Below are 16,651 nucleotides of genomic sequence, written 5' to 3'. Positions count from 1 at the left end.
CCATAAACCAAAGGTTTATAGGATGTAAACCACAAACATTTATAAACCGCTGTTTTACTGATGTCTTGAAGAATACCATAGCTACTGCAATAACCAAACGGAAACATGTAAACCAATGGGATATAGGTGAGTATGACATCAATCAACGAATCCGCAGCCCTCGGCCTCGTGCGCGAAGACGAAAGCCTCGAGCGTGAAACCCGTCGCGCATCGCGTCGCTCGGCCCGCTACAGCGCCGGGCTGACCACTTTCGCCACTTCGCTGGCGTTCTTCCTGACCGGTATGGACACCATGATTGTCAACGTGGCACTGCCGACCATCACCGCCGACCTTGGCGGCAATATGGCGTTGCAGCAGTGGATGATCGACGGGTACACGCTGCTGTTCGCCTCGCTGCTGCTGCTCGCCGGCAGTCTGTCTGACAAGTTCGGCGCCAAGCGCATGTTCTTCTTCGGCACGGCATTGTTCGGAGCGGCATCCCTGCTGAGCACCTTCGCGTGGACCATGCTGGTGCTCATCGTCGGCCGTTGCCTGATGGGCGTGCCCAGCCTGATCCTGCCGGCGTCGATGGCCTTGATTAACGAGGCCAATCCCGATCCGCGCCGCCGTGCGTTCGCCCTCGGCCTGTGGGGCGCCGGCTCGGCTTCGGCATCCGCGTTCGGCCCACTGTTCGGCGGTTTGCTCACACCAATCCACTGGAGCCTGATTTTCGCGGTCAACGTGCCGTTCTGCCTGATTGTGCTCGCTCTTGCACCGAAGGTTGCGCCATCGCCCACCCGTGCCATCTCGTTCGACTGGCTCGGCCAGACGCTCGCGCTGATTGGTCTCACCTCGCTGGTGGCCGGCGTCATCGAAATCGGTTCCCTGGGCATCTCCTCGCCGGTGACGCTCGCGCTGCTGTCTGTCGGCGTCGCCGCACTCGTGCTGTTCGTGATCGCACAAGCCAAGGTCGGGCATCCGATGGTGCCGCTGAACCTGTTCCGCAACGACGGCATGCGCATCTCGCTGATCGTGGGCTTCATCATGATCTTCAACTGGTTCGGCATGGTCTTCATCTCCACTCTGTTCCTGCAAAGCGAGCAGGGCATGAGCCCGTTCGCCGCCGGGCTGGTGTTCATTCCCTCCGCGGTGGTCATGGTGGTCACCAACGTGTTCAGCGGACAGGTCATCAACTCGATGGGCACCCGGTTCACCGTGTCCATTGGACTGATTGCCATGGCCGTCGGGTTCCTTGCCGCGGTGCTGGTGCCGGCTCCAATGCCCGCATGGGTGATCGCCGTCGCCCTGAGCGTCGTCGGCCTTGGCGGCGCACTGGTCACGCCGGCACTGTCCGGACTGGTGCTGGTGAGCGTGGAGCAGAAGCAGGCGGGTATCGCCAGCGCGGTGTTCAACACGTTCCGTCAGGTCGGTGGCGCGATCGGCGTGGCCGTGTTCGGTGTGGTCGCCACCTTCACACCCTCGCTTGACGGCTCCCTGCGCGCCGTGTTCATCGCGGCCGCCCTGCTGCTCATCTGCGCATTCGCCTACGCTCGGCTGCGCTGGACTGAGCGCTGACTTCGGCTGTCCAGTTCATGGCGATATCCGCCACACTTGAACGACAGTCGTTGGAGACGGGTCGATTATTCCGCATTCAGCTCCAATTAGGGTGAATGGGGAGAGCGGGTCAAGTTCTCTTCAATCACCTGTTCGGAGAAGATCGTCATCATGAAGGGCAGTGATGCTAACAGCGCATCTGGAGCAGTGTTTCGACGCGCCGAGTGTTTAAGCTGTTTCGATGGTCTGGGACGCTAACATTTTGCTAACAATGACCGTCACGATTTACCAATCCGGGTGGTCTGAACAAAGAAATTCAAAACTCAAGAACGGCATAATTCCAACGGTTTCAAGGTGAGCCAAGACCGGCCCGAGCCAAGAACCCACAATCCTAACAGGATGTCGCAGGTTCAAATCCGGCTAGCCCGACAGAGAGCCCTACTCCCGCTTGGAAGCAGGGCTTTGTCATATTCCCTCGAACAGGTCGCCGATAACACGCCAATAACACACCCGGATAAGACCCACGTTTTTACCCTTAACCCCTGATAACACTGGGTACCAAGACCGCAGACCTCGCGCTTCATGGCGATTGGAAATCAAAGGAACCGCGAATACCGCTCGCGGATATACGTTGACCCCGGAGTTTCATGATGTTTCGCATGAGTGACTTTCACGGGGCCTTGCACGGAATAGTATAGCCACTATGACCGATAATATGCAAGTCACAGCCGTCGATCTATGTAGCTGGTTCTCCGCGGAGCGAATGCGCCGATACGAGGAATCGGCGTTGGACCCGGTCGCGCTGTATGTGTGGAATACACACATGTCCAAAGCGTACCTTGAGGACATCGCGCATGTCGAGGTCATGCTGCGCAACTTCATTTCCACGCGACTCGCATCCGACTGCGGTCGGGAGGACTGGTTCGACCAAACCGATCATTTCGGTTTCGACTACGAGTTTTGCAAAGCCGTCGAACGCGTCAAACGACGTATCCGCTACGCTGGTCATAGCATCACCCCGGACCGCGTGATTGCGGGACTATCACTGGATTCATGGCGGTTCCTTCTGGTGCGCAAACTGGAGCCGACCGTATGGAAGGCACTGCGTGACCGCGCCAACGGCGGTATGCCATACTATAAATCGCGTCGACGCAAGGAATTCGAGACACACATCGTTCAACTACTGGATATGCGCAACCGATGCAGCCATCAGGAACCGCTTATTCGAACGGATGCTGACACTGAACGAGAGTATCTCGACTTCCAGTGGGAAAACCTGCTATGGGTCGCCCGCGTTATCGACCCGAAAGCAGCCGACTGGATTCGCAGCCAGTCCCGTGTGCCCACATTGCGTAAATTGCGCCCGGTCCATTCAGCATCGGACCTCGCGAACCTGCCAAAGGCCGAATTCATGATGCCCGGACCAGAACGCGACCGGCTGGTGGGACTCATTCTCGACGGCACGAAGATCGCCACTGCAGCACTGCTCCTCGACTATGTCGAATGCGCCGATCCACTGCCGAGAACCGGAAACCGGTCCGTACTGGTGAACTCTGACGACCATGGGGTGGCCGTGCTGGCCACCACCGATGTGGCCGTCATACGGCTGGCCGACGTCACTGACCAGCATGCGATTGACGAAGGCGAAGGCGATACGACCGCGGCAGAATGGCGGCGCACCCACGAGATGTTCTGGGACTCTGACGAATACCGTGCCGAGTTCAGAGACCCGAGTTTTCCTCTCGACGATGACACCCTTGTGGTGTTGGAACATTTCACGGTGACGCAGAGACTGTGAGATCAATGCCATGTTGGCATCTATCACATGACATTGCAGCATTTCGGTTACGACCATCATTGACGACGACCCGGTCATGAGTGTCATCATCGTTGCGCTAATCCTACGCCAGACCATTACACCGATGACCGTGTCCGACATCATCGTCGTTTCCCTCGCCGACGCTTTCCTCGTATAGACAGCTGTGTAGTTGGCGTGAGCAGGGGTGACGTTCCAGGGCATTCGCCATTAGTATAGCCATCATGAATCCTGGCTCTTGCATGTCAGAGCCGGTTCTGTCATAACAGTGACGCTTCGTCCCGCAAGGGCGAGGCTCCAAGTCGCCGGGGGGTATTCCCCAGCATCCCTTTATCCGCCGTCTTGCCAGGGGAATCGGTTAAGCGACTGAACACGCACCTCCTATTGTGTTACAATGTTCATACATTAGCATTTTGTGGTGAGGGGGTTGCGATGGCCGATACCGCGACGATCACTTTCCGCACGGACCCGCAAGTCAAGCAACAGGCGAAGGAACTGTACGAGTCGATGGGACTGGACCTGTCAACCGCATTGAACATGTTCCTGCGTCAATCGCTGACCGACAACGGCATGCCGTTCCGCGCCACGAGGGAGAACCCGCTGAACGTGGAGGCCCGCCGTCAGGCCGATGCCCGGGAGGGTGCCGCGTTTCCGTCTGTGGACAATCTGATGAAGGATTTGATGGATGCTTAAATCCGTCTTCCGCACCACGCAGTTCAAAAAGGACTTCAAAGGACTGCTCAAGAAGCACTACGACCCGGACAAGCTGCGACGCGCCGTAGAGGCACTGATGGCCGAAGATCACAATCTGCTGTCGACCAAATATCGCGATCACGCGCTGGTCAACAACTGGAAAGGATATCGGGAAATCCACATCGAGGGAGACTGGCTGCTCATCTACCGCATCGAACGCGACGAACTGCAACTTGTGCTGACCCGTACCGGATCGCACGACCAGCTGTACTGACATGCGACGCAGCGTCTCTGCCACATTCCGCAAATAGTGTGAGATGAAGTTGCCCCTTGCACTTTTCCTCTAACGGTATCCGAAATCCTTTGGCATGCTCGAAATCGGAACGCTCCGCAACGTCAGCGGCCATCTGCACGCGGTATCGCAGAAACCCACGGAAGGCAGGAATCATGGCATCAGACACTAACGGAATTCCCGAATCATCATACGACACCGATCATCAACCCGTCCGCAACAACGGAAACGACCGCAGTTTCTGGGGTAGATGGTCGTGGGTCCTCTTTTGCGGATTGTTCAGCATCGTTCCAGTGCTCCTGCTGATACCAAGCGTCGGAGCCTTGATTAGCGAAATAACCCTGCAAAGGGAATGCACAGAAATCATCGACGGCACTGTAACACAGCTGATCTTCAACGATGATGATTCCTCGGGAAGCTGGACGCCGGTGACCCGACGAAGAGCCCTCGTACGGGATGTAACCGAATACTGAGGCAATACGCAGTTACGCGCCGCAACCCGGAGGACGAATCACCGAGTGATGTCCATATCGCCCCTCAACATCGGCATCCGAAGAATCAGTCCTCTTCGGACTCGAACGGGCGCTTCGGCTTCTTGGCGCTCATGAGCATCATGAAGCTGCGCGCCTGGGCGGTGATCACGAAGCCAGCCTCGTAACTGAGCTCGGGGCCGTCCGGATTGTGCGTATCCACAATCAACTGCCACTTGCGGCCGTAACGCTCATCGGGCAGTGTGAACATAATCGGCTCGTAGTGGGCGTTGAAAATCAGAATGAAGTCGTTGTCGACCATCCGATTGCCGTACCAGTCCACTTCGGGGATATCCGCGCCGTTCAGGAAGATCATCATGGAGAAGGCGTGCGTGTTCTGCCAATCCTCCATATCCATGATTGATCCGGTGTGATCGAACCATTCGACCTGAGGAATCTTGTTCGAATCATCACCCGGCTCACGTCCGGTGAAGAAACGACGACGATGCAGCACCGGATGGTCAAGACGCAAGTGGACCAGCTTGGACACGAACCGGAGCATGTTCTTCTGGTCCGCATTGAGATCCCAGTTCTTCCACGAGATCTCGTTGTCCTGGCAGTACGCGTTGTTGTTGCCCTGCTGGGTGCGCTCCACCTCGTCGCCGCCACAGATCATGGGGATACCCTGACTGAGCAGCAGTGTCGAGAACATGTTGCGCATCTGGCGTTGGCGCAGGTCGTTGACGTCTGGGATGTTGGTAGGACCTTCCACGCCGCAGTTCCAGGAGCGGTTGTTGGACTCGCCATCCCGGTTGCCTTCGCCGTTGGCCGCATTGTGCTTCTCGTTGTAGCTCACCAGATCGTTCATGGTGAAGCCATCATGCGCGGTAATGAAGTTCACGGATGCCACCGGGCGGCGGCCGTTGACCTGATACAGGTCGGAGCTGCCCATGAGTCGTGACGCGAACTCAGGCAGTGTGGATGGCTGCGAGCGCCAGAAGTCACGAACGGTGTCGCGGAAGCGGCCATTCCATTCGGACCAGCTGGACGGGAAGCCGCCGACCTGATAGCCGCCGGAGCCCAGATCCCACGGCTCGGCAATGAGCTTCACGCGCGAGATGATCGGATCCTGCTCGACGATGTCGAAGAATGCGGACAGCTTGTCGACCTCTTGGAACTGACGTGCCAGGGTCGCGGCCAGATCGAATCGGAAGCCGTCCACGTGCATTTCCGTGACCCAGTAACGCAGCGAGTCGGTGATGAGCTGCAACGCGTGCGGCGAGCGCATGAGCAGCGAGTTGCCGGTACCGGTGGTGTCGAAGTAGTGCATCTGATCGCCATCCACCAGACGGTAATACGACTGGTTGTCTATGCCCTTGAAGCTCAGGGTCGGGCCCATGTGGTTGCCTTCGGCGGTGTGGTTGTACACCACATCGAGGATGACCTCCATGCCGGCGCGGTGGTAGGCCTTGACCATGGACTTGAATTCGTTGACCTGCTCGCCACGTTCACCGGAGGACGAGTAGGCGTTATGCGGCGCGAAGAAGCCGATGGTGTTGTAGCCCCAGTAGTTCGACAGGCCCTTCTCCTGAAGGAAGGAATCGTTGACGAACTGGTGGATCGGCATGAGCTCGATGGCGGTGACGCCAAGCTTCTTCAGGTATTCGATGACGGTCGGGTAGGCAAGACCCGCATACGTGCCGCGGATGTCCGGCGGCACTTCCTTGTTGAGGTTGGTCATGCCGCGCACATGCGCCTCGTAGATCACCGAATCGTGGTATGGAATGTACGGGTGCTGGTCGTTGCCCCAATCGAAATAGGGGTTGATGACGGCGGATTTCATGGTGTGCGCCGCCGAGTCCATGTCGTTCATCGCCGAGTTGTCGTCAGGACGGTTGAACCAGTAGGAGAACAGGCTTTCATCGCCATCGATGTTGCCTTCGATGGCCTTGGCGTACGGATCGAGCAGCAGTTTGTTCGGATTGCAACGCAGGCCATGCACCGGGTCGTACGGTCCATAGACACGATAGCCATAGCGCTGTCCGGGCTGCAATCCGGGAATGTAGTTATGCCATACGTAGGAATTCTGCTCGGTCATTTCGACGCGAGTCTCTTTGTCGTCGTCATCAAACAGGCACAGTTCCACTTTCTGTGCGACTTGCGAGAACAGCGCGAAATTCACCCCAGCGCCGTCGTAACTGGCCCCCAACGGGTACATTGATCCAGGTCTGATCTGCATAATTCAAGTATCCCACTTTTCTGTGATGGAAAATCGTTTGAAGTTGAACGTCAGGAGAACAAGGTGGGTTTATCCTTGTCCGAGTTTCTGGCGATGAGCCGTCGCAACGCCTCGTGCTGAATGGCGATCATCGAATTCGACGCCGTTATGCGTGTGGCGGCGAGGTCGCTCCAGGGGATCCACGCCGATTCCACATGCTCGTCCGGGTCGAAATGCCGCGCCTCACGCGTGAACGGACCAAGGTGCAGCACCATGATATGGGCCAGCTCGTCGGTCATGCCTTCGGAGGAATAGAAGTCGCCGACGTAGTCCACGCCCATGGTATGTCGATCCGGCACGACCCCGGTCTCTTCGGCGAGCTCCCTCAACGCGGCGTCGAGGATGTCCTCGCCTTCATCCATCAAACCGGCGGGAAGTCCATAGGCGAACATGTCCGAACCGGCCCGATATTCGCGTTCGACCAGATACCGGTCGGTGGACATGTCATGCACGAGCATGACCACGCATGGCGCATGCCTGAGGACCTGACGGCTGATCTCGTGCTTGCCGCCCTTCTTGTCGGTCAGGGCGATCGTCATATCGTCCACATGGAAGATGCGGCCTGTATAAACGGTGGTGCTGCTCACCACCTCGGCTGGGACATCCATGTCGATGCCGTCGGAGCTCTTGTCGAGACTGCGGTCAAGCCTGTGCCGCAGCTGCTCGTTCTTGTCATGGTTGAACATCATGTCTCCTTGCAACGGCCGGCTCATCGAAAGCAATCGCTCGGCCTACCCTACTCTAGTGGCTTATGCTCTCGGCGATGTTATGGACAGCGTCCATGGATCGGTGGTGTCATGAAGCCATTGAACGCCGACTTCCTCCCCGGTGGCCTGGGCTATGGCCTTCGGCACGTCCTCCATCGCATAGTTGAACCAGATGGATTCGATTGCGGCATGCGGCGTGTTGATGAGGTATGGCCTGACCTGGGCGTTCCCTTGTCCCAGTCCGATGCCGCGTGCGCGCATATCGGCTTCATAGCGCGCCTGTTCGATGGCGTCAGTGGTGGGATGATGCCGCAAGTCACTGGTCACGTAGACGTCAACGCCTGCCGCGCGCACCTCATCGAACAACGAATCACCTGATCCGGGGAGTACGGCGACCGTGTGCACCAGAGCATCCAAATCCCCGCACACCTGAACACCAAGGCGGGTTTTCATGCCATGCTCGGTCACCGCATCGAATACACGCTGGGCGAAATCACCCAACGGCAGCGGCTCCTGCAACGCGCCGATCCTACCCAATCCCACAGGATGGCAGGCAGAGGCATCCTCGATCGGCACCAGCGGGCGCTGATCGGTCAACCCCAGATAATCGGCCGCAGCATGGCCGACGCCGCGCCAAGCGGAATCCGCATTGGTATGTCCGACCCACAAGCCGCAGCCATGGGTATAGAGCTTGCGTACGATGTCTCCACGGAATCCGAGACCGCCTACCTCATGCACAGAGCGGAAGAACAACGGATGATGGGTGACCAGCAGGTCGGCACCGGCATCTATGGCCTTATCGACGATGGCTGATGTCGGGTCGGCGGCAAATACGATGCGCCGTACCTCGTGGGTCATGTCGCCGACGATGAGGCCGGGCTCATCCCATTGCTCGGCATATCGCAAAGGGTATAAGGTTTCCAGAACGTCGATGACCTGCTTGAGATTCGCCATACGCCTTATTGTACCGGCGTGCATAACGTATGTATGACGCACGCCGGTATGATCGTACGCGGTCCGGCTTTGCGGAGAACGAATCAGTGCGCGGCAAGCTGCCAATCGGAGCCCATGCCGCACGACACATCCAATGGCACGGCGAGATCGACCGCGTGCTGCATGGCATCCTTCACCAGTTCGGTGACCTGCTCCCCTTCACCCGGCGCGATCTCCACTACAAGTTCGTCATGGATCTGCAGGATGATACGGCTTTTGACATTCGCCTCACGCAGCGCCTGATCGGCACGCACCATGGCAATCTTCATGATATCCGCGGCGGAACCTTGGATGGGCGCGTTCAACGCGGCACGTTCGGCTGCGTCTCGCGCCACCCTGTTGGTCGAACGCAATGCCGGGAAGTAGCGTCTGCGTCCGAACAGCGTTTCCGTGTAGCCTTTCTCGCGTGCCGAGGAGACCAGGGATTCCAGATAGTCGTGCACTTTGCCGAACGTATCGAAATACAGGCTCTTCAACGCTTCCGCCTCGCGTGGGGCTATTTTGAGCTGCTGGGCCAAGCCATACGTGCTCAGACCGTACGCCAGCCCATAGCTCATGGCCTTCACATGGGATCGCTGATCGCCGGTGATCTGGTCGACCGGCAGTTTGTACACCATCGAGGCCACATACTTATGGAAATCAGCGCCGGAACGGAATGCCTCGATCAGCGCCTCGTCTCCTGAAAGGTCGGCCATGACGCGCAACTCAACCTGCGAATAATCGCAGCTCATCAACGCTTCGTATCCTTCGCCCGGCACGAATACGCTGCGAATCTCACGTCCTTCGGCATTCCGGTTCGGGATGTTCTGCAGGTTCGGATCCACGGAGCTCAGACGACCGGTCGCGGTGACGGTCTGTTCGAATGTGGTATGGATGCGCTCGTCATCCCTGTTCACCGCATCGAACAGTGTCTGTACGATCTGCTTGAGCTTGTTGGTCTCCCGGTGACGCAGCAACGCCCTGAGGAACCCATTCGCCCGCTCGTTGTCCACGGATTTGACGTACAGGTCCTGCAATGCCGACGCGTTGGTCGTGTATGAGCCTGATTTCGTACGTTTTGTGGGCTTCAGCCCCATGTCCTCGAACAGTACCTTCTGCAGCTGTTTCGGACTTTGCAGATTGATCTCGGCACCGGCATGGTTCCATGCCTCCTCCTGAGCGAACCGTGCATCCGCCGCGAACTGATCGCGCATCGCGACCAGACGCATGACGTCGACCTTCGCCCCTGCGGACTCCATGCCGTGCAGCACACGGGAAACCGGCAGTTCGATGGCACGCAACAGCCAGCATTGCTCCCGTTCGTCAAGCATCGGACCGAATGCCGAGGCAAGGTCACGAATGATGGCAAGGTCCCGAAGCCGCTGTTCTTCGGCATTCGGCACATCCTGGTCCTCATCGAAGTCCAATGTACCTTGCGCAGGCTGATCGGCCTGGCTGTAGCTGACATCGAGGAAGTGCTCGGCTTCCTGGTGCAGATCATCGGCGTGGAAATCCGGCTGGATAAGGTATCCGGCGAGTTTGGTGTCCATCATGGGCAGGGGCATGTCCAATCCTGCCGAGCCCAGCATATGCAGCAGCTCCTTATAGCCGTGCACGACGATCCTGCCATGCGAAGAGGTAAGGAACTCCTGCAGCGCCTCTCGAAGATCATCGCGTATGGGTGTGGCTACCATCGCCGCGGAATGAGCCGTCGCTATGGACAAGGCCTGCAGTTTCGCCCGTCCAGGGCGTGCGTCGCCCCAAGCATGCACGGTCCACGCATGATTGGCCGCATCATCATATGTAATGTGCCTGGCTTCAGGGTCGCAATCGACTTCAGGGATGAAGGATGCTACGGAATCCGGCACGGCGATAAGCTTCTGCTGCTGGCCCGCCCAGTCACGGAACTGGTCGGCCGAGCCGATGGCGACAGGCTCCGGAATGGCCGGCATGCCGGAACCTGCGGCTTTGTCGTCCTTGTCATCCTTGCCGTTCGATTGGGAGGCTGAGTCCGATGAACGAGGCGAAGAAGGAAGCCGGGTCGTGGAGGACTTGGCGTTGAAGGTTTTCAACACCCGGTTTTTGGTGCGTACACCGAACTCGAGCTCCTTGAACAATACATCGAGCTGTGCAGTGTCCACTTCGCCGAAGCGCAGGTCGTCAAGTCCCACATCGAGTTCCACGTCCCTGACCAGCGCATTGACCTTGCGGTTGAGCATGACCTGATCAATGCTGGAGCGAAGTGCCTCGCCTTTCTTACCGCCTATCTCCTCGGCATGCTCGCAGATGCCATCCAATGAGCCATACTGGTTGATCCACTTGGCGGCAAAACCATCGCCTACGCCAGGCACGCCGGGGATGTTGTCAGCCGTTTCGCCGCGTAAAGCCGCCAGATCAGGGTATTGTGCGGGCGTCACCTTGTACTTGTCCACAATGGCCTGAGGCGTCATGTGCTTGAGCTCTTTGAAATGATGCCCGGGATAGAGGACGGTGACATTGTCGTCGATAAGCTGGAAAGCGTCACGGTCTCCGGACAGCACCAGCGTATGGAAGCCTGCCTTGTCCCCCATGGTGGCGAGAGTGGCGATGATGTCATCCCCCTCGAACCCTGGTTTCTCGATATACGTGACGCCCAGGGCCTTCAGCATCCGTTGAATCAGCGGAAGCTGAGTGAGCAGCTCCTCCGGTGCGGCTTCACGCGTGCCTTTGTATTGGGGCAACATCTCATTGCGGAATGTACCGCCTTTGACATCGAAGGCGACACCGAGACGATCCGGCTTTTCCGCATCGATGACCTGAGCCAGCATGGACGCGAATCCCCAGACGGCATTGGTGGCCTGACCTTCCGAGGTGCTGAAATTATCTACCGGAAGCGCAAAAAAAGCGCGGAACGCCAACGAATGACCGTCTACGACAAGTAGTGTATCGTTGGTCGCCGCGCTTGCAGTCGTCTGCAAATCAGCGTTCATCCGTGCTCGCTGGCTTCGGCTCGCCGTACTTGGCGATGATGGCCATGGCAAGACGCTTCTTCGGAATGCGCTGATCCATGGAGGTCTTCTGAATCCAGCGGAATGCACCCTGCTCGGAGAAGTCCGCCTTATCCATCAGCAGACCCTTGGCGCGGTCGACGAGCTTGCGCTCCTCCAAGGAGTCCTCGGCCTTCTTCAGCTTCTCCTCGGCCTCTTTGAGCTGGTCAGTGGTTTCGCGCAGTTTCTGCTCACTACGCTCGACATTGTCCAGAAGGTCGTTGATCTCAGCGAAACGACCCATCGCCACTTCCAAGGTAGGCAGCAGCTTGGATTCCTCATACGGCTTGGTGACATATGCCATGGCACCGGCGCCGGTGGCCTTCTTCACCAGATCGGTCTGGGAGAAGGCAGTGAGCATGACCACGGGGGCGATGTTCTCGTCGCAGATGATGCCGGCTGCGGCGATGCCGTCCATGCGAGGCATCTTGACATCCATGCACACCACATCCGGGCGATACTTGCGGGTCAGTTCCACAGCCTCTTCACCGTTGGCGGCCTGTCCGACGACTTCATAACCGTTGTCTTCCAGCATGGCGACCAAGTCCATGCGGTTGACGGCCTCGTCCTCGGCCACGACCACGGTACGCGGGGCATCCGCCGGCTTTTCCTTACGTCCTGCAGGAGCTTCTTCAGAAGCGGCGGCCCTCAGCTCTTCATCGGTGAGCACCTCGTCAACGTTGATGCTCGGCTCTTCAGACCTCATCCTTGCAGCCATGCCAACCTCTTTCCATTGCGATATTTCGTGTTTGCAGATGTTCAATATACCATGCGCTTACGCATGTCACACATTCGACCCACGTACACATCAATCATATCTTTTGGGTGCCCTCGGTGGGACTCGAACCCACACTGCGCAGATTTTGAGGCTGCTTCCTCTACCAATTGGGATACGAGGGCGTGTCAAAACACTCTTCGAGAGATTAGCATAAGTCAGAGACTGACACGGCACAAGACACGCATATTCCGGAATATTCATCGCGCAAAACAATGCCGGCAGTCACCATCATCCCGCTCGTGTGTTGCCTATACATATATGAAACTCCGCGGCTTACAATAATTATGGTTTCGAGGTGCATAGATGTGCATCTTTGCGAGGAGGGATTATGAGCAACCAAACATATCGTCAATTTGACCCTTGGCGCACAGCTCCAGTGCGGGAGACCGAGCGCAAGGATGTCTACAAGACGCATTACTTCAACATTGACCGTATTTCTTTTGAGTCCAATGATGGCAACGAGTTCGAACGGTATTGCATTAATGCCAACAGTGGCGACACCGTCGCCGTGTTGGCGTTGACCGATGACGGCAAGATTCCGCTGGTCGAGCAATACCGAGTGGCTACCCACCGTTGGACGCTGGAGATTCCAGGAGGACACCCGCTAGGCGACGAACGTCCGCTCGACACCGCGAAACGCAAGCTGGCAGAGGAAGGCGGATTTGAGGCTGAACGCTTTACGCAGTTCGCACGTTTCCTCAATACGCCGAGTTATTCCACCGAACATACATCCGTGTATTTCGCCACCAAGCTCACGCCGGTCTCGCGTCAATCCATCGGCCCCGAAACCCCCCGTTCCGAAGTGCGAATGGTGACGTTGGAGCAGGCATACGAAATGGTGGTGAACGGCACGATCGTCGACGCGAAGACGATTATCGCCATCCTCCGTCTCAAGAGCGGAGACTTCGGACACATCAACGACTGATGCCATTTCCGCCATCCGTGCGCGTCTGCAGCAACGCGCACGGATTCGGCATGATCGGTACCATACCGATGATCGGCGTCATACGACACTGACGGTATGTCATCCACAAGAAAGCCGCCAACAGACGCGGCCCCGATATTCCAGATACAGCAATAATGCGAGCAATGCTCAGCTCACAAACGCAGGGACCCCAGACGGAAAGTTCCGTCTGGGGTCCCTGTCATTCAACTCACGCTGTCACGCGGTTGGACGTATGCGCATCAGTCGCAAGCGCCAACAGTGTGGACGTAGATGGAGTCGGTGCGGCCCGGCTGGTGATCGCCCTGGGCGGAGCTCAGGATGACGATCTTGTCGCCGTCAACAACCTTGCCGGCATCCTTCAGGATCTTGTCGGTGAAGATCATGAGATCCTTGCGGGACTTGTCGTGGTAGTCCTCCTCGGTCAGGAAGGCCTCGGTGCCCCAGGACAGAGCCAGCCAGTGGTAGGTGTGCTCGTTGTTGGTGATGCCGTAGATCGGAGCGGCCGGACGCTCACGGGAGACGCGGTGCACGGTGGAACCGGTCTGGGTGTAAGCGACGATGGCCTTGGCGTTGAGCTTGTCAGCCAGGTCGACAGCGGCGGAGGAGACAGCGCCGGTGGAGGACATGTCGAGGTTCTTGAGCTCCGGGATGCGGTCGAAGCCGTGATCGGTGGCGTAGCCGGAGATGCGAGACATGGTATCCACGGTGACAGCCGGGTACTTGCCGACGGCGGTCTCGTTGGAGGTCATGGTGGCGTCAGCGCCATCAAGGACGGCGTTGGCGCAGTCGGAAGCCTCAGCACGGGTCGGAACCGGGTTGTTCACCATGGAGCCGAGGACCTCGGTGGCCACGATGACCGGCTTGGCGTACTGGCGAGCCAGTTCGATGATGCGCTTGGTGGCCAGCGGGACCTCTTCAAGAGGGCACTCGACGGCCATGTCGCCACGGGCGGCCATGACACCATCGAAGGTCTTGACGATGTCTTCGAGGTTCTCCAGAGCCTGCGGCTTCTCGATCTTGGCAACGATCGGGATGCGACGGCCTTCCTCGTCCATGATCTCGTGAGCGCGGTCGATGTCGGTGGCGAAGCGCACGAAGGACATGGCGATGATGTCGGCACCAGTACGGATGGCCCAACGCAGGTCGGCCTCATCCTTCTCGGTCAGAGCCGGCAGGGACACGGCGACGCCCGGCAGGTTGATGCCCTTGTGGGAAGAGACAGGACCAGCCACAACGACCTTGGTGTGCACGTTGTTGCCCTCGACCTTGGTGACCTCCAGACGGACCTTGCCGTCATCGATCAGGATCGGATCACCCGGGTGGCAATCGCCAGGCAGACCCTTGAAGGTGGTGGAGGTGATGTGCTCGTCGCCCTCGATGTCATCGGTGGTGATGATGAACTCCTGGCCGAGCTGAAGCTGGACCTTGTCCTCGCCCTCAGCGTTCTTCTTGAACCAGCCGCAGCGAATCTTCGGACCCTGCAGATCAACGAGCGCAGCTACGTTGCGGCCAGTGGCTTCGCCGGCCTTGCGGACGTTGTTGTACACCTTGAGGTGATCCTCAGGGGTACCGTGGGAACGATTCAGACGAGCAACGTCCATACCGGCTTCGACGAGCTTGAGGAGGTTGTCGTAATCCTCGGTGGAAGGACCGATGGTGTCTACGATCTTGGCTTTACGCATGAATGCCTGCCTATCCTTTTCTTGTGGTTCGAGGCGGAAAGCCTCACTTGCCGTGTTTCAGTCTACTAGCGCTCACCGACGCAAGACAAATTTTTTCGCCGGTGTGTTGTGAGCGCTCACATTGTTGTGGCCATTGGGTTTCTTCAGATTGAATTCCTCATGAACTCAGGCCTTTTCGGTCTTTTCCATACCCTTCATCTTGAGCACGGACGCAATCGCCGATCCACCGATTGCCACCACAATCACCGCCAGCGAGAGCCACGTCGGGACCTCAGGCACCCAATGCACGCCCTCTCCCCCGTTGATGAACGGCAAGGTGTTGCCATGCAGCGCCTCCATCACCAGCTTGACGCCGATGAACCCGAGCACGATCGAGAGGCCCATGGGCAGGTAGACCAGCTTGTCCAGCAACGCGCCAAGCAGGAAATAGAGTTGCTGCAGACCAAGCAATGCGAACACGTTCGACGTGAACACCAGGAACGGGTCTTTGGTAAGACCGAAGATGGCGGGGATGGAATCGAATGCGAACATCACGTCGGTGGTACCGATGGTCAGGAATACAATCAGCATCGGAGTCCAATAACGGACGCCATTACGGGTGGTACGGAGCTTCTCTCCGTCGTATTCATCGGTGATCTTGATGACCTTGCGCAGGGCACGGATGAGTCCGTTCTCGTGATACTCCTCATCTTCATCGCCGCCGACTACCAGCTTGATTGCAGTGTAGATAAGGAATGCACCGAAAATGAAGAACACCCATGTGAACCGGGAGATCAGCGCGGCACCGATGATAATGAACAGTCCACGGAAGATCAGCGCAATGGTGATACCGACGGAGAGCACGTATTTCTGAATCTTCTTCGGCACCGCGAAGTTCGACATGATGATGACGAACACGAACAGGTTGTCGATGGACAGCGAGTATTCGGTCAGCCATCCCGAATAGAACTCGATGGCGGGCTTCGATCCGGCGAAATACCAGATGCAACCGCCGAAGATCAGTGCCATGACCACGAAGAATGCGATATGCTGCACACACTCCTTGGTGGAAGGCACATGCGGTCGCCTGCCGATGACGAACAGGTCGACGATGAAGAACAGCGCGAGCACCACAAAAGTGGCGATTTCAAATGCAAGAGGGGTTTCTGCCATGATTCACTACACTAAACCATTATGGTGACGGCCCGCCATTCCACTACCACTGTCCAATGGAGGATGGAGATGTGTGTATCTCCATCCTCCACCTTGTAATTGAAATCAACAAACAGGATGTGGGAGGTCAACTGCCACGGAGGCTCACTTATTCGCCTCCGCAACTCGTGCGACGCTCGCGACGCTACCGCCGCTCACGCCCCGCAAATAACGCCAACCTTCGGTTGACCATACATCAGCTCACTGTCGTTCGCCTTCGCCTAAAAACGCCTCTGGCGTTTTCTTCACGGCTCAGCCACGGAGGCT

13 protein-coding genes and 1 tRNA gene are annotated in these 16,651 nt (G+C 57.7%); 6 read left to right on the top strand and 8 right to left on the bottom strand.

What is annotated here, in order from left to right; all coding sequences use genetic code 11:
• Positions 1 to 132: 132 nt before the first annotated feature.
• From BREU_RS07735 to BREU_RS11945, 5 genes are all read left to right on the top strand, one after another.
• On the top strand, positions 133 to 1,554 hold the full coding sequence (locus BREU_RS07735) for an MFS transporter (protein ID WP_052382074.1): 1,422 nt from the start codon (positions 133 to 135) through the stop codon (positions 1,552 to 1,554).
• A 682-nt stretch (positions 1,555 to 2,236) separates the two neighbouring features.
• Positions 2,237 to 3,331, top strand: a complete 1,095-nt coding sequence (locus BREU_RS12390; protein WP_238567028.1) for an ASCH domain-containing protein — start codon at positions 2,237 to 2,239, stop codon at positions 3,329 to 3,331.
• 450 nt (positions 3,332 to 3,781) lie between these two features.
• Positions 3,782 to 4,042 (top strand): type II toxin-antitoxin system RelB/DinJ family antitoxin, encoded by a 261-nt coding sequence (locus tag BREU_RS07720; protein ID WP_044088513.1) that lies wholly within the window; start codon positions 3,782 to 3,784, stop codon positions 4,040 to 4,042.
• A complete protein-coding gene (locus tag BREU_RS07715) occupies positions 4,035 to 4,316 on the top strand; it encodes a type II toxin-antitoxin system RelE/ParE family toxin (protein ID WP_044088514.1) in 282 nt (93 codons plus the stop codon). Before BREU_RS07720 ends, BREU_RS07715 begins: the two co-directional genes overlap by 8 nt.
• A 173-nt stretch (positions 4,317 to 4,489) precedes the next feature.
• The gene (locus BREU_RS11945) at positions 4,490 to 4,807 is read left to right on the top strand and encodes a hypothetical protein (protein WP_140462464.1); all 318 of its coding nucleotides are present in this window, start codon (positions 4,490 to 4,492) and stop codon (positions 4,805 to 4,807) included.
• A gap of 85 nt (positions 4,808 to 4,892) precedes the next feature.
• Here the strand turns inward: BREU_RS11945 and glgX are convergent, their stop codons facing one another.
• From glgX to BREU_RS07685, 6 genes are all read right to left on the bottom strand, one after another.
• Positions 4,893 to 7,022 carry a glycogen debranching protein GlgX gene (glgX, locus tag BREU_RS07710; protein ID WP_044088516.1) on the bottom strand — a complete coding sequence of 710 codons (2,130 nt, stop codon included), beginning with the start codon at positions 7,020 to 7,022 and terminating at the stop codon, positions 4,893 to 4,895.
• Positions 7,023 to 7,093: 71 nt separating this feature from the next.
• On the bottom strand, positions 7,094 to 7,768 hold the full coding sequence (locus BREU_RS07705; protein WP_044088517.1) for an NUDIX hydrolase: 675 nt from the start codon (positions 7,766 to 7,768) through the stop codon (positions 7,094 to 7,096).
• A 63-nt stretch (positions 7,769 to 7,831) separates the two neighbouring features.
• Positions 7,832 to 8,743 (bottom strand): Nif3-like dinuclear metal center hexameric protein, encoded by a 912-nt coding sequence (locus BREU_RS07700; RefSeq protein ID WP_044088518.1) that lies wholly within the window; start codon positions 8,741 to 8,743, stop codon positions 7,832 to 7,834.
• Between the two features lie 83 nt (positions 8,744 to 8,826).
• On the bottom strand, positions 8,827 to 11,730 hold the full coding sequence (gene polA / locus BREU_RS07695) for a DNA polymerase I (protein ID WP_044088519.1): 2,904 nt from the start codon (positions 11,728 to 11,730) through the stop codon (positions 8,827 to 8,829).
• Positions 11,720 to 12,505, bottom strand: coding sequence for an ANTAR domain-containing response regulator (locus tag BREU_RS07690; RefSeq protein WP_044088520.1), 786 nt, complete (start codon positions 12,503 to 12,505; stop codon positions 11,720 to 11,722). Before BREU_RS07690 ends, polA begins: the two co-directional genes overlap by 11 nt.
• A gap of 108 nt (positions 12,506 to 12,613) precedes the next feature.
• Positions 12,614 to 12,687 (bottom strand) — tRNA-Leu (locus tag BREU_RS07685).
• 206 nt (positions 12,688 to 12,893) lie between these two features.
• Here BREU_RS07685 and BREU_RS07680 point away from each other — a divergent pair.
• A complete protein-coding gene (locus BREU_RS07680; protein ID WP_044088521.1) occupies positions 12,894 to 13,490 on the top strand; it encodes an NUDIX domain-containing protein in 597 nt (198 codons plus the stop codon).
• A gap of 260 nt (positions 13,491 to 13,750) precedes the next feature.
• On the opposite strand, the gene pyk is transcribed toward BREU_RS07680, so the two are convergent.
• A complete protein-coding gene (gene pyk, locus BREU_RS07675; RefSeq protein ID WP_044088523.1) occupies positions 13,751 to 15,193 on the bottom strand; it encodes a pyruvate kinase in 1,443 nt (480 codons plus the stop codon).
• 165 nt (positions 15,194 to 15,358) lie between these two features.
• Positions 15,359 to 16,345 (bottom strand): TerC family protein, encoded by a 987-nt coding sequence (locus BREU_RS07670; protein ID WP_044088524.1) that lies wholly within the window; start codon positions 16,343 to 16,345, stop codon positions 15,359 to 15,361.
• Positions 16,346 to 16,651 lie beyond the last annotated feature (306 nt).

The organism is Bifidobacterium reuteri DSM 23975, from assembly GCF_000741695.1.
Taxonomy (GTDB): Bacteria; Actinomycetota; Actinomycetes; order Actinomycetales; family Bifidobacteriaceae; genus Bifidobacterium; species Bifidobacterium reuteri.
This window is presented reverse-complemented; position numbering and strand designations above follow the sequence as displayed.

Excerpts from the sequence above, each read along its gene's own strand:
- BREU_RS07720 (WP_044088513.1), top strand. The coding sequence starts at position 3,782 with ATGGCCGATACCGCGACGATCACTTTCCGCACGGACCCGCAAGTCAAG.
- glgX (WP_044088516.1), bottom strand. The coding sequence starts at position 7,022 with ATGTACCCGTTGGGGGCCAGTTACGACGGCGCTGGGGTGAATTTCGCG.
- BREU_RS07670 (WP_044088524.1), bottom strand. The coding sequence starts at position 16,345 with ATGGCAGAAACCCCTCTTGCATTTGAAATCGCCACTTTTGTGGTGCTC.
- BREU_RS07690 (WP_044088520.1), bottom strand. The coding sequence starts at position 12,505 with ATGGCTGCAAGGATGAGGTCTGAAGAGCCGAGCATCAACGTTGACGAG.
- BREU_RS11945 (WP_140462464.1), top strand. The coding sequence starts at position 4,490 with ATGGCATCAGACACTAACGGAATTCCCGAATCATCATACGACACCGAT.
- BREU_RS07715 (WP_044088514.1), top strand. The coding sequence starts at position 4,035 with ATGCTTAAATCCGTCTTCCGCACCACGCAGTTCAAAAAGGACTTCAAA.
- BREU_RS07705 (WP_044088517.1), bottom strand. The coding sequence starts at position 7,768 with ATGTTCAACCATGACAAGAACGAGCAGCTGCGGCACAGGCTTGACCGC.
- BREU_RS12390 (WP_238567028.1), top strand. The coding sequence starts at position 2,237 with ATGACCGATAATATGCAAGTCACAGCCGTCGATCTATGTAGCTGGTTC.
- BREU_RS07735 (WP_052382074.1), top strand. The coding sequence starts at position 133 with ATGACATCAATCAACGAATCCGCAGCCCTCGGCCTCGTGCGCGAAGAC.
- pyk (WP_044088523.1), bottom strand. The coding sequence starts at position 15,193 with ATGCGTAAAGCCAAGATCGTAGACACCATCGGTCCTTCCACCGAGGAT.
- polA (WP_044088519.1), bottom strand. The coding sequence starts at position 11,730 with ATGAACGCTGATTTGCAGACGACTGCAAGCGCGGCGACCAACGATACA.
- BREU_RS07680 (WP_044088521.1), top strand. The coding sequence starts at position 12,894 with ATGAGCAACCAAACATATCGTCAATTTGACCCTTGGCGCACAGCTCCA.
- BREU_RS07700 (WP_044088518.1), bottom strand. The coding sequence starts at position 8,743 with ATGGCGAATCTCAAGCAGGTCATCGACGTTCTGGAAACCTTATACCCT.